The 26087-nt window shown below is 51.2% G+C and carries 36 protein-coding genes; 6 read left to right on the top strand and 30 right to left on the bottom strand.

Going from position 1 to position 26087, the window contains the following annotated elements; all coding sequences use genetic code 11:
• The first annotated feature begins 102 nt into the window (after positions 1 to 102).
• Positions 103 to 540 (top strand): MarR family winged helix-turn-helix transcriptional regulator, encoded by a 438-nt coding sequence (locus SELR_RS03845; RefSeq protein WP_014423885.1) that lies wholly within the window; start codon positions 103 to 105, stop codon positions 538 to 540.
• 106 nt (positions 541 to 646) lie between these two features.
• Here the strand turns inward: SELR_RS03845 and SELR_RS03840 are convergent, their stop codons facing one another.
• The 10 genes from SELR_RS03840 to fapR all read right to left on the bottom strand — a co-directional run bounded on the left by SELR_RS03840 (position 647) and on the right by fapR (position 9140).
• Entirely contained in the window at positions 647 to 1453 is an 807-nt protein-coding gene (locus tag SELR_RS03840; RefSeq protein WP_014423884.1) for an MBL fold metallo-hydrolase, read from the bottom strand.
• Between the two features lie 61 nt (positions 1454 to 1514).
• The gene (gene rnc, locus SELR_RS03835) at positions 1515 to 2237 is read right to left on the bottom strand and encodes a ribonuclease III (RefSeq protein WP_014423883.1); all 723 of its coding nucleotides are present in this window, start codon (positions 2235 to 2237) and stop codon (positions 1515 to 1517) included.
• 14 nt (positions 2238 to 2251) lie between these two features.
• Positions 2252 to 3496 (bottom strand): beta-ketoacyl-ACP synthase II, encoded by a 1245-nt coding sequence (gene fabF / locus SELR_RS03830; RefSeq protein ID WP_014423882.1) that lies wholly within the window; start codon positions 3494 to 3496, stop codon positions 2252 to 2254.
• A 41-nt stretch (positions 3497 to 3537) separates the two neighbouring features.
• Positions 3538 to 4482: an NAD(P)H-dependent flavin oxidoreductase gene (locus tag SELR_RS03825; RefSeq protein WP_014423881.1), complete on the bottom strand. Its 945-nt coding sequence runs from the start codon at positions 4480 to 4482 to the stop codon at positions 3538 to 3540.
• 88 nt (positions 4483 to 4570) lie between these two features.
• Positions 4571 to 4798, bottom strand: coding sequence for an acyl carrier protein (locus tag SELR_RS03820; RefSeq protein WP_014423880.1), 228 nt, complete (start codon positions 4796 to 4798; stop codon positions 4571 to 4573).
• A 41-nt stretch (positions 4799 to 4839) separates the two neighbouring features.
• Complete coding sequence (fabG, locus tag SELR_RS03815; protein ID WP_014423879.1) at positions 4840 to 5583, bottom strand: 3-oxoacyl-[acyl-carrier-protein] reductase; 744 nt, start codon at positions 5581 to 5583, stop codon at positions 4840 to 4842.
• A gap of 1 nt (position 5584) precedes the next feature.
• A complete protein-coding gene (fabD, locus tag SELR_RS03810) occupies positions 5585 to 6529 on the bottom strand; it encodes an ACP S-malonyltransferase (RefSeq protein WP_014423878.1) in 945 nt (314 codons plus the stop codon).
• Positions 6530 to 6544: 15 nt separating this feature from the next.
• Positions 6545 to 7492 (bottom strand): enoyl-[acyl-carrier-protein] reductase FabK, encoded by a 948-nt coding sequence (gene fabK, locus SELR_RS03805; protein ID WP_014423877.1) that lies wholly within the window; start codon positions 7490 to 7492, stop codon positions 6545 to 6547.
• Positions 7493 to 7545: 53 nt separating this feature from the next.
• Positions 7546 to 8565 (bottom strand): phosphate acyltransferase PlsX, encoded by a 1020-nt coding sequence (gene plsX / locus SELR_RS03800; protein ID WP_014423876.1) that lies wholly within the window; start codon positions 8563 to 8565, stop codon positions 7546 to 7548.
• A gap of 14 nt (positions 8566 to 8579) precedes the next feature.
• Positions 8580 to 9140 (bottom strand): transcription factor FapR, encoded by a 561-nt coding sequence (fapR, locus tag SELR_RS03795; protein WP_014423875.1) that lies wholly within the window; start codon positions 9138 to 9140, stop codon positions 8580 to 8582.
• 522 nt (positions 9141 to 9662) lie between these two features.
• Between fapR and SELR_RS03790 the strand changes: the two genes are divergently transcribed.
• A complete protein-coding gene (locus SELR_RS03790; protein ID WP_014423874.1) occupies positions 9663 to 11171 on the top strand; it encodes an IMP dehydrogenase in 1509 nt (502 codons plus the stop codon).
• 196 nt (positions 11172 to 11367) lie between these two features.
• Here SELR_RS03790 and SELR_RS03785 read toward each other — a convergent pair whose 3' ends face one another.
• The 4 genes from SELR_RS03785 to SELR_RS03770 are packed head-to-tail and all read right to left on the bottom strand — an operon-like array spanning position 11368 to position 14621.
• Complete coding sequence (locus tag SELR_RS03785) at positions 11368 to 12210, bottom strand: metal ABC transporter permease (protein ID WP_014423873.1); 843 nt, start codon at positions 12208 to 12210, stop codon at positions 11368 to 11370.
• Positions 12210 to 12995, bottom strand: a complete 786-nt coding sequence (locus SELR_RS03780) for a metal ABC transporter ATP-binding protein (RefSeq protein ID WP_014423872.1) — start codon at positions 12993 to 12995, stop codon at positions 12210 to 12212. The genes SELR_RS03785 and SELR_RS03780 overlap by 1 nt, the downstream gene beginning before the upstream one ends.
• A gap of 15 nt (positions 12996 to 13010) precedes the next feature.
• Positions 13011 to 13748: an ABC transporter permease gene (locus tag SELR_RS03775; RefSeq protein ID WP_014423871.1), complete on the bottom strand. Its 738-nt coding sequence runs from the start codon at positions 13746 to 13748 to the stop codon at positions 13011 to 13013.
• Positions 13749 to 14621, bottom strand: coding sequence for an ABC transporter ATP-binding protein (locus SELR_RS03770; RefSeq protein ID WP_014423870.1), 873 nt, complete (start codon positions 14619 to 14621; stop codon positions 13749 to 13751).
• A 153-nt stretch (positions 14622 to 14774) separates the two neighbouring features.
• Between SELR_RS03770 and SELR_RS03765 the strand changes: the two genes are divergently transcribed.
• Positions 14775 to 15704, top strand: coding sequence for a serine hydrolase (locus tag SELR_RS03765; RefSeq protein ID WP_014423869.1), 930 nt, complete (start codon positions 14775 to 14777; stop codon positions 15702 to 15704).
• Positions 15705 to 15755: 51 nt separating this feature from the next.
• On the opposite strand, the gene SELR_RS03760 is transcribed toward SELR_RS03765, so the two are convergent.
• The 3 genes from SELR_RS03760 to SELR_RS03750 are packed head-to-tail and all read right to left on the bottom strand — an operon-like array spanning position 15756 to position 17165.
• A complete protein-coding gene (locus SELR_RS03760) occupies positions 15756 to 16097 on the bottom strand; it encodes a hypothetical protein (RefSeq protein WP_014423868.1) in 342 nt (113 codons plus the stop codon).
• 36 nt (positions 16098 to 16133) lie between these two features.
• On the bottom strand, positions 16134 to 16775 hold the full coding sequence (locus SELR_RS03755) for an N-acetylmuramoyl-L-alanine amidase (RefSeq protein ID WP_014423867.1): 642 nt from the start codon (positions 16773 to 16775) through the stop codon (positions 16134 to 16136).
• A gap of 3 nt (positions 16776 to 16778) precedes the next feature.
• Positions 16779 to 17165, bottom strand: coding sequence for a desulfoferrodoxin family protein (locus SELR_RS03750; protein ID WP_014423866.1), 387 nt, complete (start codon positions 17163 to 17165; stop codon positions 16779 to 16781).
• 128 nt (positions 17166 to 17293) lie between these two features.
• Here SELR_RS03750 and SELR_RS03745 point away from each other — a divergent pair, with 128 nt between their 5' ends.
• The 3 genes from SELR_RS03745 (at position 17294) to SELR_RS03735 (ending at position 19019) form a co-directional block, all read left to right on the top strand.
• Positions 17294 to 17800: a lecithin retinol acyltransferase family protein gene (locus SELR_RS03745; protein WP_014423865.1), complete on the top strand. Its 507-nt coding sequence runs from the start codon at positions 17294 to 17296 to the stop codon at positions 17798 to 17800.
• 11 nt (positions 17801 to 17811) lie between these two features.
• The gene (locus SELR_RS03740) at positions 17812 to 18321 is read left to right on the top strand and encodes a DNA-deoxyinosine glycosylase (RefSeq protein WP_014423864.1); all 510 of its coding nucleotides are present in this window, start codon (positions 17812 to 17814) and stop codon (positions 18319 to 18321) included.
• A 128-nt stretch (positions 18322 to 18449) separates the two neighbouring features.
• Positions 18450 to 19019, top strand: coding sequence for a BsuPI-related putative proteinase inhibitor (locus tag SELR_RS03735; RefSeq protein ID WP_014423863.1), 570 nt, complete (start codon positions 18450 to 18452; stop codon positions 19017 to 19019).
• Positions 19020 to 19118: 99 nt separating this feature from the next.
• Here the strand turns inward: SELR_RS03735 and rplQ are convergent, their stop codons facing one another.
• The 13 genes from rplQ to rplR all read right to left on the bottom strand — a co-directional run bounded on the left by rplQ (position 19119) and on the right by rplR (position 26063).
• On the bottom strand, positions 19119 to 19457 hold the full coding sequence (gene rplQ, locus SELR_RS03730; RefSeq protein WP_014423862.1) for a 50S ribosomal protein L17: 339 nt from the start codon (positions 19455 to 19457) through the stop codon (positions 19119 to 19121).
• A 14-nt stretch (positions 19458 to 19471) separates the two neighbouring features.
• Positions 19472 to 20431: a DNA-directed RNA polymerase subunit alpha gene (locus SELR_RS03725; RefSeq protein ID WP_014423861.1), complete on the bottom strand. Its 960-nt coding sequence runs from the start codon at positions 20429 to 20431 to the stop codon at positions 19472 to 19474.
• A gap of 58 nt (positions 20432 to 20489) precedes the next feature.
• The gene (gene rpsD, locus SELR_RS03720; protein WP_014423860.1) at positions 20490 to 21083 is read right to left on the bottom strand and encodes a 30S ribosomal protein S4; all 594 of its coding nucleotides are present in this window, start codon (positions 21081 to 21083) and stop codon (positions 20490 to 20492) included.
• A 20-nt stretch (positions 21084 to 21103) separates the two neighbouring features.
• The gene (rpsK, locus tag SELR_RS03715; RefSeq protein ID WP_014423859.1) at positions 21104 to 21496 is read right to left on the bottom strand and encodes a 30S ribosomal protein S11; all 393 of its coding nucleotides are present in this window, start codon (positions 21494 to 21496) and stop codon (positions 21104 to 21106) included.
• 14 nt (positions 21497 to 21510) lie between these two features.
• Positions 21511 to 21879 carry a 30S ribosomal protein S13 gene (rpsM, locus tag SELR_RS03710; RefSeq protein ID WP_014423858.1) on the bottom strand — a complete coding sequence of 123 codons (369 nt, stop codon included), beginning with the start codon at positions 21877 to 21879 and terminating at the stop codon, positions 21511 to 21513.
• A gap of 26 nt (positions 21880 to 21905) precedes the next feature.
• Positions 21906 to 22019, bottom strand: coding sequence for a 50S ribosomal protein L36 (rpmJ, locus tag SELR_RS03705; protein ID WP_014423857.1), 114 nt, complete (start codon positions 22017 to 22019; stop codon positions 21906 to 21908).
• A 148-nt stretch (positions 22020 to 22167) separates the two neighbouring features.
• The gene (gene infA / locus SELR_RS03700; protein ID WP_009645081.1) at positions 22168 to 22386 is read right to left on the bottom strand and encodes a translation initiation factor IF-1; all 219 of its coding nucleotides are present in this window, start codon (positions 22384 to 22386) and stop codon (positions 22168 to 22170) included.
• Positions 22387 to 22577: 191 nt separating this feature from the next.
• Positions 22578 to 23222 carry an adenylate kinase gene (locus SELR_RS03695; RefSeq protein ID WP_014423856.1) on the bottom strand — a complete coding sequence of 215 codons (645 nt, stop codon included), beginning with the start codon at positions 23220 to 23222 and terminating at the stop codon, positions 22578 to 22580.
• Between the two features lie 16 nt (positions 23223 to 23238).
• Complete coding sequence (secY, locus tag SELR_RS03690) at positions 23239 to 24495, bottom strand: preprotein translocase subunit SecY (RefSeq protein WP_014423855.1); 1257 nt, start codon at positions 24493 to 24495, stop codon at positions 23239 to 23241.
• 1 nt (position 24496) lies between these two features.
• On the bottom strand, positions 24497 to 24946 hold the full coding sequence (gene rplO, locus SELR_RS03685; RefSeq protein ID WP_014423854.1) for a 50S ribosomal protein L15: 450 nt from the start codon (positions 24944 to 24946) through the stop codon (positions 24497 to 24499).
• Between the two features lie 24 nt (positions 24947 to 24970).
• The gene (rpmD, locus tag SELR_RS03680) at positions 24971 to 25156 is read right to left on the bottom strand and encodes a 50S ribosomal protein L30 (RefSeq protein WP_014423853.1); all 186 of its coding nucleotides are present in this window, start codon (positions 25154 to 25156) and stop codon (positions 24971 to 24973) included.
• A 13-nt stretch (positions 25157 to 25169) separates the two neighbouring features.
• Entirely contained in the window at positions 25170 to 25676 is a 507-nt protein-coding gene (gene rpsE / locus SELR_RS03675; RefSeq protein ID WP_014423852.1) for a 30S ribosomal protein S5, read from the bottom strand.
• A 27-nt stretch (positions 25677 to 25703) separates the two neighbouring features.
• Positions 25704 to 26063: a 50S ribosomal protein L18 gene (gene rplR / locus SELR_RS03670; RefSeq protein WP_014423851.1), complete on the bottom strand. Its 360-nt coding sequence runs from the start codon at positions 26061 to 26063 to the stop codon at positions 25704 to 25706.
• Between the last annotated feature and the right edge of the window lie 24 nt (positions 26064 to 26087).

Below are 26087 nucleotides of genomic sequence, written 5' to 3'. Positions count from 1 at the left end.
TCATTCCTAAACCTCAACGGAATAGTAAATAAATGTTTACTATTTATGATATATATAGTATATTATAGTTAAACAAAAGTCAAGAATTAAAGGAGTTTTATCATGGAAGCCCAAGACAAACCACGTTTATCCCAGCAATTTGTGGAAATCATGGTACTCTTGCATAATAATTTTGGCCGGCAGACCCAGGTGCCCCTGCCACTCAATCAATTCGCGGTGCTCTGCACCCTGATGGACACAGCAGGCATGGCCATTACTGATATCAGCCGACAGCTGAATATCTCAAAACAGCAAATGACCAATATCATTGATAAACTGGTTTGCGCCAATTATGTTGGCAAGGAACCGGATGTCAAAGACCGACGCCGCATCCTGATTACCATCAGCGACAAGGGAAAACGTCTGCTCGAGAACCATATGGAGTTATTCCGTCAACGGTTCGACAGTCACGCCCAAAATCTGACGGAAAAAGAACGGCAGGAGCTGGCCATCATACTGCGCAGATACTATGATCTGATCAATAAGATGTTTTCTGTGTAACATCCCATATGAAAAGCCGCTGGGGAACCTTTTCTTACGCTTAGACGCTTCGCGCCAAACGCTGCAGAAAAGGTTCCCCAGCGGCTTTATGTAAATACCTGCGTTATTAAAATTCGATTACATCCAAATCATCCGGAACAAAGATATTGCCATGATAATATTCTTTGGCCTCTGCCGTATAGTCCGCCTTGCGGGTGGCGATATGCTTGTCCTCCGTATGATAGAGCACGAGATTCTTCACCGCCAATTCCTCGGCCAACTCGCTGGCTTCCTTGACCGTGCTGTGATTCTTCTCATAGGGCTTGAAGATATCCCTGTCCTTGTACTGGCAGAATGCTTCAGCTAGGAGCCAGTCCGCATTTTCAGCATAAGGACGGGCGTGCTCGTTGTAAGGCTCGTCACCCAGGCAGGTGAACTTCAGACCATCGGCAAATTGAAGCTCGTAACCAAACTGCTTGGCCTTGGTGGACATAATATCGAATGCTGTCATTTTGAACATCGGCAGGTCAACACTCTGGCCGTCTGTCACTTCATGGAGCAGGATATCCGTCCCCACCCGGGCAAAGTCCTTTTTCTTCAAGGTCATGGCCGACATCTTTTCCAGCATGTCCTTGACCACATCATGACAGTAGATATGGAACTGCCCCTCATACTTTCCCTTGTTCATAAGGTCGGCCACTTTGCGGATAACCCAGACCACGCCTAATACATGGTCGGTATGGCCGTGCGTTACGAACATATGATGGCATTTGTTGTAGTCGAAGTTTGTCACTTCCAGCTGCCGCAGAATGCCATTGCCGCCGCCGGCATCCGTCAGGAAGAGGCTGTCATCCTCGAGTTCCAGATAAAAACAGGTATTGAAGCATTTCGTGGCCATGGCAAAGCCAGTGCCTAAAATCACTAATTTACGCATAGTATATCACCTTTTGCCCCTTTCGTCAGCCTGCGGCTGACACCTCCCCCCCAGGGGCAGGCTATCTCTGTCCCTGAAGTTTGACTAATGCTTCTTTAGCCGCTCTCTGTTCGGCTTCTTTTTTACTGCGGCCGGTGCCGGTGCCCATGACCTTGCCTGTGATGCAGACGTTGAAAGTGAAGGTCTTGTCATGGTCAGGGCCGGAGGTGCTGACCAGTTCATAACTTACCGTCTGCTGGGCTTCCTGATAGACTACTTCCTGCAGGATGGTCTTGTAGTCCTTGAGGATGGCCCCCTGCTCTGCCTGCCTGAACAGAGGCATCAGCTGGCGGACAACATAATCCTGCGCTGTTTCCCAGCCCTGATCCAGATAGATGGCGCCGATCACAGATTCAAACACATCTTCCAGATTGGTCTGCCGGTCGCGGCCACCGCTCATTTCCTCACCATGACCGAGCAGCAGATAGTCGCCCAAATGAAGCGTCCGGGCAAGTTCCGCAAGGCTGGTGGAGCAGACGATGCTGGCTCTTGTCTTGGTCAGCTGTCCCTCAGGCATCTGCGGAAAGTGCATATAAAGATAGGTGCTGGAGGCAAGCTCCAGCACCGCATCTCCCAAAAATTCGAGACGTTCATTATGGACGATGTTTTTTTCCTTGGCTTCATTGGCATAGGAGGAATGGATCAGAGCCTTGTGCAGCAGGGACAGATCCCTGAACTCCACGCCCAGGCGGGCAGCCAGCTCCAACAGCTCTCCCTTGCGTTTCGCCGACAAAATATCTCCCATCGCCCGTTATCCTCTTATTCTGCGAACTTCTTCAGCAGCAGGCAGGCATTGTGGCCGCCGAAGCCGAAGGAGTTGGACATAGCGGCACGAACGGTCTTGGCTTTGGCCTTGTTAGGCACATAGTCGAGGTCGAGGCCTTCATCCGGAGTTTCGTAGTTGATGGTCGGGGGCAGCATATCGTTTTCGATAGCCATAGCCGTAGCAATAGCTTCCACACCGCCGGCAGCACCGAGCATGTGGCCCGTCATGGACTTGATGGAAGAAACGGAAACTTCCTTTGCAGCTTCGCCCCATACAGCCTTGATGGCTTCCGTCTCGCCCTGGTCATTCAGGTGCGTGGAAGTACCATGAGCATTTACATAGTCAACTTCGCTTGCCTTCATGCCGGCATCATCGAGAGCCAGCTGCATGCATTTAGCCTGGTATTCACCATGGGGAGCCGGGCTGGTCATATGGTAAGCGTCGGAATTAGCACCATAGCCTACAACTTCGGCGTAGATATGAGCGCCGCGAGCCTTGGCATGGTCGAGGCTTTCGAGGATTACGAGGCCTGCGCCTTCGCCCATGACGAAACCGCTGCGGTTCTTGTCGAAGGGACGGGAAGCATGAGCCGGATCATCGTTATGGTCCATGCAGAGGGCCTTCATGGCAGCGAAACCTGCCACAGCAGCTTCGGAAACAGCAGCTTCCGTACCACCGGCTACCATCACATCAGCTTCACCACGCTGAATCACACGGAACGCATCGCCGATGCAGTTGGAACCCGTAGCGCAAGCCGTAACCGTGCAGCTGGAAGGACCATGGAGCTTGTAGGTGATAGCCACCTGGCCGGCAGCCATGTTCGCGATCATCATGGGCACGAAGAAGGGGCTGATGCGGGAAGGTCCCTTAGCGAAGAACTTCTCGTACTGGCTGTGCATGGTTTCGATACCGCCGATACCCGTACCGATGAAAGTACCTACGCGGTCAAGGTTTTCCTTTTCCAGATCAAGACCGGCATCCTTGATAGCCAGGTCTGCTGCAGCTACAGCAAACTGGGTGTAGCGGTCCATACGCTTGGATTCTTTCTTATCGATATACTGGGTAGCATCGAATTCCTTTACTTCACCGGCAATCTGAGCCGTGAAGTCAGAAGCATCGAAACGGCTGATCTTGTCGATGCCGTTGCGGCCTTCCATCAGGCCTTTCCAGAATTCATCCTTGCCAATACCAATCGGGGTAATGGCACCTACACCAGTGATTACTACGCGATTACTCAAAACGAATAACTCCTCTCATCTACTTTAGCAACAGACTATGCTCAGTTGGCAGCTTCAGCCTCCGCTATCAGCTGCTCGAAAATCTCATGCACGGTCATGATCTTGTCAATGCGGGGCATGTACTCGCCCGTAAAGACCAGACCTGTCTCCACATCGCCCTGCTGTGCGCGAGTCAGCGCCCGGATGATGCAGAAATTGTGCTTGCACGCCTTCAGGCAGGCATCACACTGCTTGGGAGGTACGGGCCCTTCCATTACCCTAGCCGAAAACGGCGTGCGCACAGCACGGCCCGGCAGGCCAACAGGACTATGGATAACCACAATATCCTCCGGTTTGGATTTCAGATAATATTCTTTGAGGGCCGGGGCCGCATTGCTTTCCTCGCAAGCTGCAAACCGGGAACCCATCTGGACGCCGGCAGCGCCCATCTTTATCAAATCAACGATGTCCTGGCCATGAAGGATGCCACCGGCTGCAATAACCGGAATATTCACGGCGGAGCTGACATCGGAAATCAAATCGCGAACGGAAGTGTCCGTCCCCAGATGACCGCCAGCTTCTTTACCTTCAAGGACAATTGCCGTAGCGCCAAGACGCTCTGAAATTTTAGCTAATTTAACGGAAGAAACGATAGGAACAATCGGCGTTCCGGATTCCTTCCCCAGTGCAAACATATCACGGGAAAAACCAGCCCCAGCTACCACAAGGTCAATGCCTTCTTCGATAGCGACTTTGACGACTTCCGCAAAGTCATTGGCTGCCACCATGATATTGATACCGATGATACCAGACGTAAGCGAACGTGCGAGCCGGATTTCATAACGCAGTTCGTCATGGCTCATACCTGATGCCGCAATGAGGCCAATACCGCCTTCGTTGGCTACGGCTGCCGCCAGACGGGCTGTGGACAAGCGAATCGCCATACCGCCCTGTTGGATAGGTACACGTGCGACCTTATTGCCTATTTTCAGCTCTGGAAGTTTCAATGTTACTCCTCCAATCAAGCTTACCTACCTTGAAAAATCCCGCGAAAACAAGTTTCACGGGATTTTCAAACAGGTAAGACGCTCAAACTTATTTGTTCTGGTCTATGTAGGTAACTACGTCCTGAACGCTCTTGATCTTCTCAGCAGCTTCGTCCGGAATTTCAATGTTGAATTCTTCTTCGAAAGCCATGATCAGCTCAACAATATCCAGGGAATCAGCACCCAGATCATCGATGAATGTGGACTCGAGTGCAACCTCGTCAGCCTCAACACCTAACTGCTCAACAACGATATCTCTTACTTTATCAAAAGTCATGAAGTTTCACCTCCTTAAATTGATGTCCATCTATAGTTATATCACATAACCATGCCGCCGTCTACATTGATGACCTGGCCCGTGATATAGGATGCATTGTCAGAAACGAGGAACGCTACAGCGTTAGCCACGTCTTCCGGCGTGCCCATGCGGTTCAAGGGAATCCCCGTCAGCGTCATTTCCCGTGCCTTGTCCGTCATGGCTGCCGTCATATCCGTGTCAATGAAGCCCGGTGCTACCATGTTCACCGTGATGCCACGGGCCGCCAGTTCCTTGGCTGCGGATTTGGAGAAACCAATCACGCCAGCCTTGGCTGCTGCATAGTTGGTCTGGCCGGCATTGCCCATCAGGCCAACAACAGATGCCATATTGATGATACGGCCGCTGCGCTTCTTCATCATGAGCTTGGACACGAGCTTCGTGCAGTAGAACACGCCCTTGAGGTTCGTGTTGATGACCGCATCGAAATCTTCGTCCTTCATGCGCATCATCAAACCATCCCGGGTGATACCGGCGTTATTGACCAGGATATCGATCTGGCCAAAGGCTTCAACCGTGGCATTTACCATGGTTTCTACAGCAGCCGCATCTGCCACATCAGCCTGTACGAGAATGGCCTCGCCGCCATTCTTCTCAATTTCTGCCTTGACTTCTTCTGCCTTGGCCGTGTTGCCGGCATAGTTGATGGCAACCTTGGCACCCTCTGCCGCTAACTTCAGGGCAATGGCTCTGCCGATGCCGCGGGAAGCGCCCGTAACCAGGGCAACTTTTCCATCTAAAAGCATATTAGCGAACCTCCTTGAAATAGTCAAGAGTTTTTTGCAAGGATTCAAGATTTTCCACGTTCATGCTGGTGAGGCTCTTGTCGATGCGACGGTTGAAGCCGCAGAGCGTCTTGCCCGGGCCGGCTTCTACGAAGGTGTCAGCACCGAATTCCTGCATGGTCTTGACGCAGTCGATCCATTTGACCGGATGGTCAGCCTGAGCTACCAGATTGGCCTTGATTTCCGCTGCCGTATTTTCCAATTTACCCGTGAAGTTGGAAACCACCGGAATCTTGGCATCGCGGATGTCAACCTTATCCAGTTCAGCAGCCAGCTTTTCAGCAGCCGGCTTCATCAGCGTGGAATGGAACGGAGCGGATACCGGCAGGATAACTGCCTTCTTGGCACCAGCTTCCTTCAGCAGCTCTACTGCTGCTTCTACACCTGCGGTGGTACCGGCGATAACCGTCTGACCAGGGCAGTTGAAGTTCACTGCCTGCACTTCACCAGCACTTTCCGTAGCCTTGGCACAGGCATCGATGATAACCTCATCAGCCAGGCCGATGATTGCTGCCATACCGCCCTGTCCTACAGGAACAGCTTCCTGCATAAACTGGCCACGCTTATGCACCAGCAGGACTGCATCCTGGAAATCCAGTACATCAGCAGCAACGAGAGCGGAATATTCACCCAGGCTATGGCCACCAACCACGTCCGGCTGGATGCCATGTTCCTTCAGGATTTCGTTGGCAATCACGCTCATGGTCAGGATAGCCGGCTGCGTATTGGCCGTCAGCTTCAGATCCTCGGCCGGGCCTTCAAAGCACATATCCTTGATGGAATACCCCAATGCTTCGTCCGCTTCCTGGAAGAGCTTCTTGGCCACTTCGTACTGTTCACAGAAATCCTTGCCCATGCCTACAGCCTGAGCACCCTGTCCCGGGAATACAAATGCTAATTTGTTCAAGACTATAACCCCCAATTATTTGCAATTTCCCTGAATAGCAGTTATAACATTTGGCAGACCGCCAACAATGTCTTCAATAATCTGTTTCACCGGCTTGATGTCGTTAAGCATGCCGGAGATTTCACCAATCATGACGGAGCCGTTCTCCACATCGCCCTCATGGGTTGCACGATGGAGGCTGCCTACACCCAGCTGTTCCAGCTCTTCTGCGGATGCACCGGCAGCTTCCATTTCCTCATACTTGCGGGAAAGCTTGTTGGCAATCACGCGAGCCGGATGGCCCAGGCTCTTGCCCGTAACCACCGTGGAACGATCCTTTGCCTTGAGCACCAGCTTCTTGTAGTTCTCATGGGCGATACATTCTTCACTGAGTACGAAGCGGGAACCCATCTGGATAGCCTGCGCACCCAGGGCAAAAGCTGCAGCCATGCCACGGGAATCACCGATACCACCAGCACCGATTACCGGTACATCCACAGCATCCACAACCTGCGGCAGCAGCGCCATGGTCGTAATCTCACCGATATGGCCGCCGGATTCCGTACCTTCAGCGATAACGGCATCGGCACCAATGCGCACGAGACGCTTAGCCAGTGCTACAGAGGCCACCACGGGGATAACCTTCGTGCCGATTTCCTTCAAAGCCGGCAGATATTCGCCGGGATTGCCGGCACCCGTAGTGATGACCGGTACACGCTCATCAATAACAACCTGCATTACTTCTTTTACGAAGGGGCTCATCAGCATGATGTTCACGCCGAAGGGCTTATCCGTCCAGCCCTTGCACTTCTGGATCTCTGCCCGCAGGATTTCCGGGGGCATATGGCCGGCACCGATAAGGCCCAGACCACCGGCATTGGAAACAGCCGAAGCCAGTTCTGCCGTACCAATCCAAGCCATGCCGCCTTGGAAAATCGGGTACTTTATGTTCAGTAACTTACAGATTGCATTGTTTTCAAACATTAAATACGTCCTCCTTAGCCTCTCTCAACGCTGGATTCCTCGTCCGGCCACGATTAAGACTCTTTCATTAATACTTCTTCCTGCTCCAGCGTTTCCCTGATATGCTCCAGCACCTTGCCGTTCACATAATCATTCGCTACACCGATAGCACTGCAAATGGACTTTGCATTCGACGAACCATGACTGATGATACACACGCCGTTGACACCTAAAAGCGGTGCACCGCCGTATTCGGAAGCATCCAGGCGCTTGCCCAGTTTCTTCAAAGTCGGCATCAGGAGCAGTGCCCCTAGTTTGGCCAAGATGCCGCCGTCCTTGATGGCTTCCTTGATAAGTTTCATGATGGTCTTTGCTAAGCCCTCTGCAAATTTTAACACAACATTGCCCACAAATCCATCACAAATTACAACATCGAAATTTCCCTTGGGAATATCACGGCCTTCTGCATTGCCGCAAAAGTTGATGCTGTGCAGTTCTTTGAGCAGCGGATAAGTCTCTCTGGCCTGCTCATTGCCCTTGGTTTCTTCCTCGCCGATATTTAAGAGTCCCACCCGGGGATTCTTGATGCCAAAGACATATTCCGCATAGATGGAACCCATCATGCCGCTCTGCACCAGATGAATGGGCTTGGAATCCACATTGGCCCCGGAGTCCAACATCAGGGTAACACCCTTGGTCGTGGGAATCGGCGTGGCTATCGTCGGCCGGCCAATGCCTTTGATACGCTTCAGGATCAGCTGGGCTGCCGTTACCGCTGCCCCGGTACTGCCAGCGGACAGCACTGCATCGCACTCGCCTTCCTTTACCAGCCGGGTAGCAACCACTACGGAAGAATCCTTCTTCGTCCGTACGGCATCGGCAGGATGTTCATCCATCTCGATGACCTGACTGGTATGATGGATGGTAATGCCAAGATTCTCCCAGCCCTTTTCCCGCTTCAATACTTCACGGATTCTCTCTTCATCGCCTACCAGGACGATTTCACAACCGTATTTCTTCGCCGCCCGCACGGCGCCGAAAACAATCTGTTCGGGAGCAAAATCGCCTCCCATTGCATCAACTGCAATTTTCACGAATCTATTCCCCCTTATCTGTCTCCCCAGGAAACCACGATGAATTTCGCGCGGAAAACTTCTTGGGTTTCATTATGGGTTTTCACCCATATAAAATATTTATTACCTCGCACTTTGACGATTTCCGCCTTGGCGATCAGCTTTTCGCCTACATGCACAGGCACCTTGTACTTCACGTTGGCCACGCCGGTGACTGCCATGGGTGCGTCCACGATGGCCATGGCCAGGGAATCGGCCTGAGAGAACATATAATGCCCCTTAGCGATCTGCGTCTTGGCAAAGACCATATCCTCCGTGATTCTCAGCAAGGAAATGCCCGAATGACCAAGTTCCAGGTCAATAAGCTCACCGACCACTTCACCACTCTGTATGGACTTCACCTTATTCTGGGCATTTTCCGCCATCTTGCGGATACGCCCCCGCAGCTCGGGAATCCCCAGCTCCAGACGATCCAAACGGATGGTCTGCACACTGACATCCAGCTGTTTAGCTAATTCTTCATCAGTCAGGAAAGGCTTGACCTTTACCTTCTCGATCAAAAGCTCCTGACGGATTTTTTTCTTGACTCTTGCCATTCGTACACCTCCTTCCGAATTTAGTACCTGCTATTACGTTCTCATAACATTGCCTATTATACGTTGTACATACTAAAAATGCAAGGGACAAATGACATTTTTTCGTTTTCCCGCTATTTGTTGAAAGTTTTAGAAAATTATTGACTTTGCTTCTTTTCTATGCTATCATATCTATAAATTAGATGTAGAAGCATCTCGAAAAAGGTAATAGCTAGCCGTAGAGAAGCTTCATCTAACAGTTGATATGGCTCGTGAAGGAGGGGAGTCCAATGGGCCCGTAAGACTGGTTCCCATGAAGATAATGAAAATAGAATACGTGATGATTAACTAGCAGCTTGACCGGGTAAGGCAGGCTGCTAGTTGCATTTCCTTATTATATAGGTGTAAACTTGTAACATGAATTTAATTTTCTGATTGACACGAGCCTGCTATATATATTAAGATATAAAACAATATACATGGCGGTACGCGCCGCTCATGGCTTTATGTAGATTCACTAGTATTAAGAAAGAAGGGGTTAAGTTGGCATTCTATTTTGAAGAACCATCACACACTTTTGGCGAGTATCTCCTCGTTCCCGGCTATTCCTCGGACAAATGCATCCCGGCAAATGTTTCCTTGAAAACACCGCTGGTCAAGTTCCGCAAGGGTGAGGAACCGAAGATTACCATGAACATCCCCATGACCTCTGCCATCATGCAGGCGGTTTCCGATGACAACATGGCTATCGCACTGGCCAAAGAGGGCGGTGTGTCCTTCATCTACGGTTCCCAGAGCATCGAAAATGAAGCCGCTATGGTTTCCCGGGTGAAACATTACAAATCTGGTTTTGTCAGCAGTGACTCCAATATTAAACCGACTACGACCCTTGCTGAAATCCTCGATCTGTTGCAGGATACGGGCCACTCCACCATGGCCGTAACCGAAGACGGCACGGCTAATGGCAAGCTGCTGGGTATCGTAACCAGCCGTGACTACCGTGTTTCCCGCATGTCCATGGACACGCCGGCCAGCGAATTCATGACGGCTTTCGAGAATTTGGTTTATGCCAAGGCTGAGGAAGTCACCACCATCGGTCAGGCCAATGACATCATCTGGGAAAACAAGCTGAACATGCTGCCGATCATTGACAAGAATCAGCGCCTCCTCTACATGGTTTTCCGTAAAGACTACAATGCCAACAAAGACAATGAGCTCGAGCTCATCGATGACCAGAAGCGCTACATCGTAGGCGCCGGTATCAACACCCGCGACTATGCAGAACGCGTACCTGCCCTCTTAGAGGCTGGTGCTGATGTACTCTGCATTGACTCCTCGGAAGGCTTCTCCGAATGGCAGCGCATCACCCTCAAATACATCCATGAAAACTTCGGCGAAGATGTCAAAGTCGGTGCCGGCAATGTCGTTGACGCCGAAGGCTTCCGCTTCCTGGCTGAAGCTGGCGCAGACTTCATCAAAGTCGGTATCGGCGGCGGCTCCATCTGCATCACCCGCGAAACCAAGGGTATCGGCCGCGGTCAGGCTACGGCACTGATTGACGTTTGCCGTGAGCGCGATAAGTATTATGAAGAAACGGGCATCTACATCCCCGTATGCTCCGATGGTGGTATCGTCCATGACTATCACATGACGCTGGCTCTGGCCATGGGTGCAGACTTCCTGATGCTGGGCCGCTACTTCTCCCGCTTTGACGAAAGCCCGACGGATAAGGTCAAAGTCAACGGCACCTACTACAAGGAATACTGGGGCGAAGGGTCCAACCGTGCCCGCAACTGGCAGCGTTACGACCTGGGCGGCTCCAAGAAACTCTCCTTCGAAGAAGGCGTTGACTCTTATGTTCCTTACGCCGGCCCGCTCAAGGACAACGTTGGCACGACTCTGGCCAAGATCCGCAGCACCATGTGCAACTGCGGCTCCCTGTCCCTGCCCGAGTTCCGCGACAAGGCAAAACTCACGCTGGTATCCGCTACGAGTATCGTGGAAGGCGGTTCCCATGACGTAATCCTCCGCGATCGTCTCGGCCGCGAATAATAAATAGCGATAATAAAAATCCTCTTTTTCTACGAAAAAGAGGATTTTTTTAATCTCATCGCGAAATATATACCCAGGTTACCAATCGAATGTGTGTTAATCCTTCTTCCCCTTGAATACAGTAAGGAGGTTAATGCACAGCGTTCCCCTTCTGCATTGCGCTGCGGCTTGTCTGCAGCGCCTTTTTTATACGTGCTCAGGAGACAAAACGATCTTTAAGTGCCAATGTCACAAAGAACATCAGCGCAGCCAGCACCACAATGGTTGCGCCGGCTGCCATATTGAAATAATAGGCCAGCAGCAGCCCACTGAAGCCGGCTGCCATGGCAATAAATACAGAAACGAGCTGATATGCCTTCACATTGTTGGTCACATTGCGGGCTGCCGCCGCAGGCAATACCAACAGCGCATTGATGATCAGGATACCCACCCATTGGATGCTGATGGCCACCACGACCGCCAGCAGGGCCGCAAAGACACTTTCCACCCAGAACGTACTGATGCCACGGCTGCGCGCAAAGGCTGAATTGATGGAAAGGACCAGCAGGCGGTTAAAGAGAAAGCCCCAGCCGGCCAGCACCAGCACAAAGACCAACAGCAGCGCCTTCAGATCATCTGCCGTAATGCTCAGCACATCACCAATCAGAAAGGAAGAAAATTTATTGAAGCCGCCCCCATGGCTCATGATCATCAAGCCGATGGCAATGGCCGTGGACGAAAACACACCGATGATCGTATCGGTGGAAGCCGTGCTCCTGTTCTTGATATAGGTGATGAACACCGCAAAGACAATGGAGAAAAGAATCAGGGACAGCAAGGGCGATGTCATGCCCAATAAAACGCCGATGGCGATACCGGTAAAGGCACCATGCCCCAGGGAATCCGAGAAAAACGCCATGCGATTGGATACCACCATGGTACTGAGCAGGCCAAATAGCGGCGTGATCAGCAGAATGGCCAGAAAGGCGTGCTTCATGAAAGTATAATGCGCCCATTCAAAGGGCAGCAACATATCCATCATGCTGTAAATCTCCGCCATCAGATCTCCTCCTTTCCTGCACTGGCCAACATGCCGAAAATCTGTCGGGTGCGCTTATCGGCAAAGACTTCCTCCGGCGTACCGCTGGTCACTACTGCCTTATTCAGCAGCACCACCTGATCGGCATGTTTGGCCACCATATTGAGATCATGGGAAATCAGCAGGATGGCCATATCTTCCTTTTCCCGCAACTCTGCCAGGATCTCGTAGAAGAGTTCCAGACCATTCTGGTCCACACCGGAAACCGGCTCATCCAGCAGCAGCAGATCCGGCAACGGATCCAAAGCTAGGGCCAGAAGCACCCGCTGCAGCTCACCGCCGGATAAGGCGCCCAACCGCCGCTCCAGCAGATGTTCTGCATGCACCCGGGCCAGATTCTTCATGATCCGGGCATTGAGCTTGCGCCCCGAAGTCAGCCATACGGGCTTCTCCCCCAGACAGGCCAGGAAGATATCCTTGACACTTATCGGTGCGCTCACATCGAAGTTCAGATACTGCGGCACATAGCCAATCACCGGCTGATTGCCCCGCCGCCCCTCAGCATCAGCATAATGAAGGGTGCCCTTATGAGACACCTCACCAAGAATAGCCTTCAGCAGGGTGCTCTTCCCCGCTCCATTGGGGCCGATAAGGGCCGTCAACTGGCCGCAATGCAGATGGATATTCACATCCTTGAATATTGTAAGGCTCCCTGCCTGCACGCTGAAATTCTCGATTTTCGTGCAGCAAAGCTTGACACAATCCGAACAGGACGAAGCCTTATGATGCATGATATTCCGAAACAAATCCCTTTACTCCTTTCACCGCACCAGATTGCGGAAGGCCCGGCTGCCCAGATAAAAGCCGCCGACGGCATAAATGACCAACACCACCAGCGAGACGACATCCAATCCATTACCGCCCGCCAGGCTGCGCAGCAGGAAACTCGTATGCGTCAAAGGCAGCACCTCGATGAAATACCGCAGCAGATCCGGCAAGGCATGGGTGGAAAAAAACGTCCCACACAAGAACGACATGGGCAGCAGGATATAGGTATTCACCTGACTCATTTCCTCATACGTGCTGATTTTCATGGCGGCAAAGAAACCAATCTCCGCAAAGATGATGCAGTTCAAGACCAGCACCAGCAATAGCAACGGCGATAATTGCAAATTCGCGCCAAACAAAAAGGCCAGCAGGACAATGATGGCACTGGAAATCAGCCCTCTGAGCACCGCTGCCAGCACCTTGCCCAGGACAAAGGCATCCGGCGCAATGGGAGCGATCAGATATTCCTCCAGACTCTTATGATAGATGCGCTCGGCATGTACCGGCGTAATGCTGTTGAAGCTGATATTCATGGAATTGAGCGCCAATATGCCCGGCACCAGAAAATCCAGATAACTGCCGCCACTCACCTGAATGCTGCGCCCCAAGCCCCAGCCAAAGGCCACCAGATAGAGCATAGGTGCAACCATGCGGGCCAGGATGAACTTCGTCAGCCGCCGCTTCAGAACCACCCAGTCCCGCCAAAAGACCGTCCAAACATCATATAACAATCACAAGCCCTCCTTGCGTCCGGTAAGCTCCACAAAAACATCCTCCAGATTGGTAGGCCGGATCAATATGCCACCCGCCGCTTCCTGATCAGCTGCAAAGGCTGCAGCATCCTTTTTATGAGCAAAGAACTTATAGGCACGGCCCTGTTCCTCATCCCACTCCACCGTGAATTTTCCCAGCCGCTCCTTGAGATTGTCCGGGGTATCCAGAGCCGTCAGCTTCCCCTTGTCCAGGATTGCCACCCGCTGACAAAGCGCTTCCGCTTCCTCAATATAATGGGTGGTCAGGAAAACCGTCACCTGTTCCCGGGAAAGCTGGCGGATCAAATCCCATATCTTGCGGCGCACCTGCGGATCAAGAGCCACCGTGGGCTCATCCATAAAGAGAATCCGGGGCTTATGGATAAGCGCCCTGGCCAATAAAAGCCGCCGCTTCATGCCACCGGACAACCTGCGCACCCCATCATTCACCACATCTTCCAAGTCTACATAAGCGAGAAGCTCTGCAATCCGCTTCTGCCGCTCCGCTTTTCCCAGATGATGGAGCCGGGCATGAAGCTCCATATTCTCCCCTACGGTCAGATCCTGGTCAAAATTCACATGCTGCGGCACCACGCCGATCAATTTCTTGATATCCTGAGGGGCCGCCAATACGTCCTTTCCCCCATAAAAAATACGCCCTGTGGTAGGCGCCAGCTGCATGGTCAACATGCGGATCGTCGTGGTCTTCCCGGCCCCATTGGGCCCCAGAAGACCAAATATCTCCCCTTCTGGAATGTTGAAGGAAAGATTGTCCACAGCCACCTTTTCCCCTGTACCTCCGGATTTGGTGCGATGAGGAAATTTTTTTGTCAATTGTTTTATCTCAATCATTTGCTCATCCTTTGTAAAAAACTACTATATTCTTATTTTAACAAATCTGTCAATACTTCCCCCTGCATAAAGAGATTGCTTTATATTCGCCACAGCGATGATTGAATTATGTTATAATTATCTAAGTGGTTTTACTTTTAGGAGGTGTTTGCTATGAAAAAGAAGAAATTTACCTATCAAAAGATAGGTATCGGACTGTTTGTTCTCTCTTTGGCCCTGCTTTCCTTATCCGCTTTTATGCAAAATACGACTTCCATTGCCAACGCCATTACACCTATGGTTCATGCCAATGCCGAATCAGCCCCCTCCACAGATAATGCAGCTCTAGCTGAAAAAATCACGGCCTTATCCAATGCCGACAGCACCCGCTATTCCCTTTATGCCGCGTATCCGCAGGAAAACCGCGCCCCCTACATCTACCAATCGGAGCCCATGCGCTCCGCCAGCATGATCAAGGTATTCCTGCTGGCCAATGCCATGGAAAAAGTCCGGGATGGACAGCTTTCGCTGGATATGGGCATCACCCTCCATTCCGGGGACAAAGTCGGCGGAGCCGGTGTCCTCTGTGGCTACCCCAGCGGCTCTGTAATTCCTCTGGACAAAGTCCTGCGCCTGATGATAACGGAAAGCGACAATACCGCCACCAATCTGATCATTGACCTGTTAGGCATGGATGATATCAACGCCTATATCCGGCGCAACGGTTATCATGATACAACCCTGGCCCGCAAAATGATGGACTTTGCCGCCGTCAATGCCGGGCGGGAAAATTACACCTCCGTGACGGACTTGGGCAATCTATTCCAAAAGATCTACCATCACGACTGTGTGGGCTATGAGCAGGACGAAATCATGCTCTCCTACCTCAAGGGACAGACCGACCGGGAATGTTTCCCCGCCGCCCTTCCCAGTGCTGTTATCGCCCATAAGACCGGCGAACTCGGCGGACTCTATGATGACGGCGGCATCATCTACCACAGCAACCGGGATATGATCTTCGTCATCATGACGGAACATTATTCCAGCCGTTACCGGGCCATCGAAACCATGAAGTCCATGGCACAGATCGCATTTGCCTATTAAATAACAAAAGAGGTTCCCTCGCTTGGGAAACCTCTTTTGTTTGCAAAAGTTTTACCAGTGATTTACGACGTATTGGTAGATATTGGAAGCCACCGGAGACTGACCACCGAAAACATAGCCTTCGTAACCTTCAGAGTTGCGATAATACGGGCTGCCATTCACCGGATAGAACGAATAGTGAAGGCTTACCCCCGAATAAACGATGGTACAGTTAAAGGTGTAGGGACTGCGGCTCTTTACATACACGCTTTCCGTCACCAGATAAGCGTCCGTACCGTCACTATAAGTTCCCACATACACATGAGCTGCTTCCGCATCAGTATCCGTACCGGCTGCACCTGAGAATACCAATGCCGCCACCACGGCGAAAGCCACAAGAATCCGCTTGATCATGATAAACCTCCCTCACTTTCCCAAAACTATCTTCCTCTACTCCTCATAAAAGGTAATACCGGATCCCTGCAGGTGTTCCCGCAGAGCTGCCATAAAGCTGTGTCCCGGGTCAATCTTTTCCGAGCGGTAGCCCGCCACATTTTCCCTATACAGGCCGCTGCTTCTGGCCATATCCTGCTGATAATGGCCAAATACATAGCGGATGGTGGGATACTTTTCCTGCAGGTAACGAATCAGATCCACATTGGCTTCCAGCTGTGCTGCCGTCAAATCCTCGACTCCACCGACGCCGCCAACATTTTCAATGCCGATGGCACACCAGTTATAACCGATGATATGCCGGTTAAGCGCTGTTTCCGGTGTCAGCCGATAGACCTGCCCCTCCCGGGAAACCAGGAAATGAGAGGCCACATTCAAGGTTCCATCCCCTCTGGCCTCATGGTAAAAGTGATTGTACGCCGACTCCCAGGTATTGGAAGCCGTCCAATGCACGACCACAGCCTGCGGGGTAATATAAACCTGATCCAGCCCATAATGTTTTTGGGCGTATTCACGGATAAGCTGCTCCCGATACGCCGACCAGACAACAGGCTTATCTATGATCTGCAGCTCTCCGGCCAATGCTTCTGCTGTCATACATAGCAGAACCAGCAAACAGACAATAATCTTTCGCATCATATTTCAGATATCTTTCTTCCACAGGCCATGAAGATTGCAATATTCAAATACTGCTACCGGGGCATCTCCATCGGCAAGCTTGAAAACTGCTTCCGGCTTATCCTCCGGCGTGAGCTTCCGCATCTGCCCTCCCAGCTTCGTCTGCACATGAATCCACTCAATCAGATGCTCCGGCGTCATAGGATGGGGCACAGAACCTACAGTGACCTTGAGCAAACCTGCCCCGGCATCGTATTCCGCCACCGGCACATGTTTTTCCTGGGCTGCATCCGTGGTATTGGCCGTCAATTCCTCCATAGCGGCCCCACAGCACATCATCGTCCCCTTGCCTTCATGAATCAACCCCACAATGTTGCCGCATTTGCTGCAGCGATAAAACTTACTGGCCATACCGTTTCCCTCCATATTCATAATACACAGAAAACTCACACCTTTATTGTATAAAAAAATTACAGGAAACACAAGTTTTTCCCGCGAATAATATTGTATATGGTTATTTGGTATGAAAGGAAGATTATATGGCCACGGTCCATGTTGGTGACATCATCTATGTCAAACGCACCGGCTACCGCCACTTCGGCATATATGCCGGCAATCAGATGGTCGTACACTACCACAAAGAAAAAAATCCCCTGCTGAGTGATGGGATTATCGCTGAAACAACATTAGCGGAATTCATGGGAGCCAGCGACACGGTCTATGTGATCAATTCCGTCCGGCAGTCCGGCCCCCCGCTCTTTGATTGGATAGCCCGGAAATTATTCGGTGATGATGTCCACCTGTTCACGCCACAGGAAACAGTAGCCCGCGCCCGCAGTAAATTGGGCGAGCGGGGTTATAACCTGCTGCTGAATAACTGTGAGCATTTCGCTCTATGGTGCAAGACCGGTATCGCCCGCTCGGATCAGGCTGACTATGTCCTTGCCTGCCTGCAGCTTATCCTGCCCCCGCCACCAGAAAAGAAATCCCTTGACCAGAAATCCTCCACGGATTATTATGCTATGATGGATAATAAGATTATTTAGGAGGTTTCATTGTGTCTACTTCAAATGCTTGCTGTATTGGTTTTTCGCCCAGCATTGACGAAAACTGCACACATCTTATCCTTGGCTCCATGCCCAGCGTGGCATCTCTGGGCGCCCAACAATACTATGCCCATCCCCAAAACCGCTTCTGGCCACTGATGGCACGGATTTTGGAACATTCTTCCGCACCGCATTGCTATGAAGAACGGCTGACCATGCTACTGCGCCACCATGTCGCCCTTTGGGATTCCATCGCCGCCTGTGAACGTCAGGGCAGCCTCGATGCTGACATCAAAAATGAGCAAGGCAATGATTTCTCTGCCCTGCTCATCCAATACCCTCATATCCGTACCATCTGCTTCAACGGTGGAAAATCCTTCCAATGCTTCAAAAAATACAACAAAGAGCTCCTGAGCCGCAAAGACATCCATTTTTATCAGCTGCCATCCACCAGCCCGGCCAATGCCCGCTGGAACATGGATATGCTGGAAGATGCCTGGAAAGTTCCCTTTGCCTTCTAAGTCACCAGTTACCCTTTCCTGCCAATATTTCGTCACCTAAACAGCCAAATCCCAACCAACCAGCAGGAATATTCCCCTAAAATGGAAAATACAGGAACAGGAAGTAAACTCTATCAGGAGGATCTATTATGTGCAAAATACTGATTCCCTTCCTATTAGCTATCTGCTTATCCATCCCCACCGCCGCTTCGGCCGGTTTTGGCACTGGTATCGGCATCAGCTTCCCGGCTTCGCGCACCAGCACAAAGACCAGCAGCAATACCTATGCCGCCTTGCAGTATGAGCAGATTACCGAGGAACTGACCTTGCAGGAACGCCATGGCCGCCTGCTCATGGAGCTCAAGATCAGCAACACAGGCGACACACCTTACACCATCAACCACCGCAGCGGCCAAGTCTATGATTTCCTCATCACCGACAAAAACGGCAAAAAGATATGGCAATGGTCCGATGGTATGGCCTTCACTCAAGCACTATGTACCACCACCATTGCCCCCCATGACTTTGCCGTCTACAAAGCCGAGCTTGACAGCAAAAGCTATCGCAAGATAAAAGAGGACGCCGTTCTCGCCACTGCCTACGTCCTCGATACCCCCTGCAGGCTCGCCGCAAAACTCCCCACTCCCACCGCCGCCAGCAGTACACCTGTAATCATCCACGGCGGCATCATCTTAGGCAATGGACCAATAGATGATTGATCGTATAATTGCCTATCTGTACTTTGATTCTCACGGCACTTCCCTACGCCAAAAAGTCCTGACCTTCCGGTCAGGACTTTTAGTTGCGGTAATATCGAATTACACCAGCTCGATGATAACCATCGGAGCAGCATCGCCGCGACGAACGCCGAGCTTGAGGATACGCGTGTAACCGCCCTGGCGGTCAGCATACTTAGCTGCGATTTCGTCGAACAGCTTTCTTACTACATCTTCATCAGCAAGGGATGCGATTGCCTTGCGGCGGGCGCTCAGGTCACCGCGCTTTGCCAGCGTGATGAGCTGCTCAGCAAATTTGCGGAGCTCTTTTGCCTTTGCTTCCGTCGTTTCAATGCGTCCATATCTGAAGAAGGAAGTAAGAATGCTAGTGAACAGCGCCTTACGGGCTGCGGAGTTACGTCCTAATTTTCTGTAGCTCATTTATTTCCCTCTCTTCAATCGTTGTTTACTCTCAGTGCCAAACCGAGTTCCTCGAGCTTCTTCTTGACTTCTTCAAGAGACTTGCGGCCGAGGTTGCGGACCTTCATCATGTCATCTTCCGTCTTCTCAGCAAGATCAGCGACCGTGTTGATGTTGGCGCGTTTCAGACAGTTGAAGGAACGTACCGAGAGGTCGAGGTCTTCAATGGTCATTTCGAGGACCTTGGAAGTATCATCCTCTACCTCTTCGGGGAAGGTTGCTTCTTCCTCTTCGATTTCTTCCGGCAGACCGTCCATGCTCTGGAACAGCTTCAGGTGCATCACGAGGATACCGGCTGCTTTGCTGACAGCTTCTTCCGGACGCAGGGAACCATCGGTCCATACTTCGAGAATCAGCTTGTCATAGTCGGTCTCGTTACCTACACGCGTGTCCTGCACGGTGTAGTTTACACGCTGTACCGGGGAGAAAATCGAGTCAATGGGAATTACTCCAATCGTGTCATCCGGCTTTTTATTGCGTTCTGCCGGAATGTAGCCACGGCCACGGGCAACCGTCATCTCAATCTTGAGTTTGCCGGTTGCGTCAACCGTTGCAATGTGGAGGTCCGGATTGAGGATCTCAATGTCGGCATCACAGATGATGTCGGCAGCCGTAACTTCCTTTTCGCCTTCCACGTCAATGCGGATCACCTTGGGCTCGCTCCCTGCCATCTTGAGGCAGAGCTGCTTCAGGTTCAGAACGATGTTGGTCACGTCATCCCGGACACCCGGAATGGTGGAGAACTCATGGAGAACTCCATCAATGCGAATGGAGGTAATTGCAGAACCTTCCAGGGAAGACAGAAGCATACGGCGCAGGCTGTTGCCGAAAGTCGTACCGTAACCACGTTCAAGGGGTTCGCAGACGAACTTGCCGTAACGGTTGTCTTCACTGATTTCCACAATTTCAATTTTCGGTTTCTCGATGTCTATCATCTGAAATGAACCTCCTCAATAACTAATCGAACACTATGCACACAGGCACAAATATTCATTATTTGGAGTACAACTCGACGATAGCCTGCTCGTTAACAGGAACATCGATTTCTTCACGGTTCGGGAAACGCGTTACCGTACCCGTGAGGTTAGCCTGGTCAGCCTGGAGCCATGCCGGAGCGGACAGGGCATTGCTGCTTTCCTTCAGTTCTTTGAAGAAAGCATTGGACTGGCTCTTTTCGCTAACTGCGATGACATCGTTAGCGGAAACCAGAGCGGACGGAATGTCTACGCGCTGGCCGTTAACGGTGAAGTGACCGTGACGAACGAGCTGGCGAGCCTGACGACGCGTATTAGCGAGGCCAAGACGGAAAACAACGTTGTCCAGACGGCGCTCGAGAAGACCAAGGAGGTTTTCACCCGTTACACCCTGCATCTTCTTAGCTTTATCGTAGTATCCACGGAACTGCTTTTCCAGTACGCCGTAGATGAATTTTGCTTTCTGCTTTTCCTTCAGCTGCATGCCGTATTCGGAAACCTTGCGGTTCGTGCGGCGCGGCTGACGTTTGGATTCTTTGGAACGACCGATAACAGCCGGTTCAATGCCGAGGGCGCGGCATCTTTTCAGGGCTGGTACTCTATCAATTGCCATACTATCTATTGCACCTCCTATTAAACTCTTCTACGCTTCGGCGGACGGCATCCGTTGTGCGGAATCGGAGTAACATCTTTGATCATGTTTACTTCGAGGCCAGTTGCCTGCAGGGAACGGATTGCGGCTTCACGGCCGGCACCAGGACCCTTAACGTATACTTCGACCTGCTTGAGGCCATGTTCCATAGCTGCCTTTGCAGCCGTTTCAGCTGCCATCTGTGCAGCGAACGGCGTGCTCTTACGGGAGCCGCGGAAACCAAGGCCGCCTGCGCTGGCCCAGGAAAGTGCATTACCGCTCTTATCGGTAAGCGTTACAATCGTATTGTTAAACGTAGAACTGATATGGGCTACGCCATATTCGACGTTCTTACGAACTTTTTTCTTCGTGCGGACTGCTTTCTTAACTGCCACCAGTTAACCCTCCTTTATTTCTTCTTGCCTGCTACGGCCTTTTTCGGGCCTTTACGGGTACGGGCGTTGTTCTTGGTGTTCTGACCACGAACGGGCAGACCAAGACGGTGGCGACGACCACGGTAGCAGCCGATATCAACGAGTCTCTTGATGTTCATCTGGCGCTCACGGCGAAGGTCACCTTCAACCAGAACGTTCTTATCGATGGCATCACGAAGTTTTACAACTTCATCCTCCGTGAGATCACGAGTACGGGTATCCGGATTGATACCAGTCTCCTTCAGCAGGTCCTTGGAAGTCTTCAGACCAATACCGAAGATGTACGTCAAAGCAATTTCAATTCTCTTGTCACGGGGTAAATCTACACCGGCAATACGTGCCATTAATAAAGCACCTCCTTATTTCTTAATTAACCTTGTCTCTGTTTATGCTTGGGATTTTCGCAGATGACCATTACACGGCCTTTGCGCTTAATGACTTTGCATTTTTCACAAATCCGCTTTACTGACGGTTTTACCTTCATTTTTGTTGTGCCCCCTTTTCCTTATTGTCAGTCTCATTTTGCTAGTATAGCATGTTTGCCTTCCCTTGCCTAGTGGCAAAATGAAATTTTTATAAAAAATTTTAAATGATAACAAACACAGCAAACTATAAGCAAAAGCGGAGATGACTTACTTGAATCGGTAGGTTATACGGCCACGCGTTAAGTCATACGGCGTGAGTTCGATAGTGACTTTGTCTCCCGGAAGGATACGGATGAAGTTCATGCGGATCTTGCCGGATACATGCGCCAGTACAACATGACCATTCTCTAGCTCAACCTGGAACATTGCGTTTGGCAGTGCTTCCAGGACTTTGCCTTCTACTTCAATAACATCTTGTTTCGACATGTGTTTCTCCTCTTATAGATGTATAAATTGGTTGGGCCAAAGTCATCTAAGGAGCTTTTGCATTTCTTAGAAATGCCATGCCCAACAACAGGTTGTTAATCCATATAGCATTGTAATAGGCGGCAAATACTGCCGCCCTTACAACAACTTCTATCGTTCAGTGGATCTCAACGACCACCAACGGTTTTGACTCAGCCCTTCAGAACTGCAACGAGATCTGCGGTAACTTTGTCAATCGCCTGTCTGCCATCCACTTCCGTATAGAGACCAGCTTTTTGATAGTAATCAATCAGCGGGCGCGTGGAATCTTCGTATACGGAAAGACGGCTTTTCATCGTTTCTTCCGTATCGTCAGCACGCTGGAAGAGTTCGCTGCCGCACTCATCGCAGGTCCCTTCCGTCTTGGACGGATTGAACTTCACGTGATAGGTAGCACCGCACTTCTTGCAGATGCGGCGGCCCACAGCACGCTCGATGAGGTCAGCTGCCGGAACATTGATGTTCAGAACACGCGTCAGGCTAAGCCCGAGGTCTTCCAGAATACCTTTGAGGGCATCAGCCTGCTCAACAGTACGGGGGAAACCATCGAGGATAAAACCTTTCTTGCAGTCATCTTTGGCAAGACGCTCACGGACAATGCCGATGGTAACTTCGTCAGGAACGAGCTTACCAGCGTCCATGCAGGCTTTCGCCTGCTTGCCGAGCTCGGTGCCTTCCTTCACAGCTGCACGGAACATATCGCCCGTGGAGATGTGAGGAATACAAAACTCTTTGACCAGTTCAGCCGCCTGCGTGCCTTTGCCGGCACCCGGGGGGCCCATTAACAGGATATGCATAATGTTTGCCTCCTTATTATTTCATGAACCCTTCGTAGTGGCGCATAACAATCATGGCTTCAATCTGCTTCATGGTCTGGAGGGCAACGCCCACCACAATCAGCAGGGCTGTACCGCCAAAGTATACACCCTGAATATTAGTAGCGGCTGCTACCATATTCGGCAGTACGGCAATGAAAGCCAGGAAAATCGAGCCAGCAAGCGTGATACGAGTCATGACATGATCTAAATAATCTGCCGTTGGCTGTCCCGGACGGATGCCCGGGATGAAACCACCGTATTTTTTCAGATTCTCTGCCATATCCGATATCTTTACAGTAACCGCAGTATAGAAGTAGGTAAAGAAGATTATCATGCCTACATATAATGTAGTCTGTAATGGTTTACCCCACTCCAGATAACTGGCAACGGTCTTTACCCAGGGAATCTCAATGAACTGGGCAATGGTTACTGGAAACATCAGCACGGATGACGCAAAGATAATTGGGATTACGCCCGCCTGATTGACTTTCAGGGGGATGTGGCTGGAATGACCACCATAGGTACCGCGGGCACCCACCCTTTTCGTATAGGAAATGGGGATGCGGCGGAAGCCATTTTCCACATGTACCACGAATACCACCATCGCAATGGCGATGAGAGCAAACATGAACACGGAGAAGTAGCTGATGGTACCAGCCTGGACGTAATGATAGATGGTGCCGATGTTCTTCGGCAAAGCTGCTACGATACCAGCGAAGATGATAAGAGAAATACCATTACCAACACCGTTGGCCGTAATCTGCTCACCGAGCCACATCAGGAACACCGTACCCGCCGTCAAGGTGATCGCAATGATCAGGATGTTGACGGGACTTGGATTTAAGATAGCTGCCTTCAGGCCGATGGACATGCCAATTGCCTGAAGGAAAGCCAATACTACCGTGAGGTAGCGGGTAACCTGGGTGGTCTTCTTATGTCCTTCCTGACCTTCTTTGGACCATTGCTCCAATGTGGGAATTACCACATTCAGCAGCTGAATGATAATCGCCGCATTGATGTAAGGAGTAATGGACATCGCGAAGATGGAGAACTTACTGAAAGCACCACCCGAGAAGAGATCTAACAGACCAAAGAGGTTGCCGTTTGCGAACAACTGCTCAATCGCTGTCGGGTCAACCCCCGGAACGGGGATATGAGTCCCCATCCGGAAGATGGCAAACATAATCAAAGTAAAGGTTATTTTCTGCCTAAGCTCCGGAATTTTCCATACGTTGCCAAGGGCTGAAAGCACCTTACTTCACCTCAATTTTCTCGATCTGGCCGCCTGCAGCGGTGATCTTCTCTTCAGCGGACTTCGTGAAGCCGTTAGCGCGAACCGTCAGCTTCTTCGTCAGTTCGCCGTTGCCGAGAATGCGGATACCATCCTGAACGTTCTTCAGGATGCCTGCTTCAACGAGAACAACGGGATCAACCGTCGTGCCGTCTTCGAAGCGGTTCAGGGATTCAACATTCACTTCAGCGAAGGTCTTAGCCCAGATATTCTTGAAACCGCGCTTCGGGAGACGACGGTACAGAGGCATCTGGCCACCTTCGAAACCCGTGCGAACGCCGCCGCCGCTGCGGGAGTTCTGGCCTTTCATGCCCTTACCGGAAGTCTTGCCGTTACCGGAACCCAGACCGCGACCTACACGGTTGCGAACCTTGCGGGAACCAGCTGCTGGCTGTAATTCATGTAATTTCATCTGCGTGCACCTCCTGTTCTTATCTTATTCTGCGATTTTTTCTACGGTAATCAGATGCTCTACTTTGTGGAGCTGACCGCGGATAGCCGGGTTGTCCGGCAGTTCAACAACGGAGTTGAGCTTGCGCAGGCCAAGAGAACGAACAGTCTTGCGCTGCGTTTCGGGACGGCCGATCAGGCTTCTTTTAAGCGTTACTTTAATTTTTGCCATTGTCGTGCCCTCCTTAACCTAAGATTTCCTGAACCGTCTTGCCACGGAGTTCAGCAACCGTCTCAGCACGCTTGAGGGCCTTGAGGCCTTCCATCGTAGCGCGTACCATGTTGTTCGGGTTGGAAGAACCCAGGGACTTGGTCAGAATGTCGTGGATACCAGCCAGTTCCAGTACGGCACGAGCCGGACCGCCAGCGATGACACCAGTACCTTTGGCAGCCGGCTTCATCATAACCTTACCAGCACCGAAGATGCCCAGCATCTCGTGCGGGATCGTACGACCGTCGAAGAGTGCAACCTCGATGAGGTTCTTCTTTGCATCTTCAACACCTTTGCGGATAGCTTCGGGAACCTCAGCAGCTTTGCCGAGACCTACGCCAACCTTGCCCTTCTTGTTGCCAACAACAACGAGAGCACTGAACGAGAAACGACGGCCGCCCTTGACGACTTTCGCAACTCGATTTATGTATACAACTTTCTCCTCGAACTCTGGAGTTTCGTTGTCCATATTTCTAGCCATTCATTTACCTCCTTCAGTATTGATGATTTAGAACTTCAGACCTGCTTCGCGAGCAGCTTCAGCCAGAGCAGCCACACGGCCATGGTACACATAACCGCCACGGTCGAAAACGACTTCGCTGATGCCCTTTTCGAGAGCACGCTTAGCAACTTCAGCACCGATAGCCTTAGCTGCTTCGATGTTGCCGCCGTAGTTTTCAAAACCCTTGTCCTGAGTGCTTGCGGAAACGAGCGTTACGCCCTTTTCATCATCAATGACCTGAGCATAAATGTTTGCCAGGCTGCGATATACGTTGAGGCGCGGACGAGCTGCCGTACCTGCGATATGGTTGCGGACACGCAGATGACGTTTCTGACGTGCCTTGTTTTTATCTGCTTTAACCAGCACAGAGATTCACTCCTTTCTCGAATC

It is taken from the genome of Selenomonas ruminantium subsp. lactilytica TAM6421, from assembly GCF_000284095.1.
Classification (GTDB): Bacteria; Bacillota; Negativicutes; order Selenomonadales; family Selenomonadaceae; genus Selenomonas_A; species Selenomonas_A lactilytica.
The sequence above is the reverse complement of the archived record's forward strand: the minus strand, read 5'-3'. Positions and strand labels throughout refer to the sequence as shown.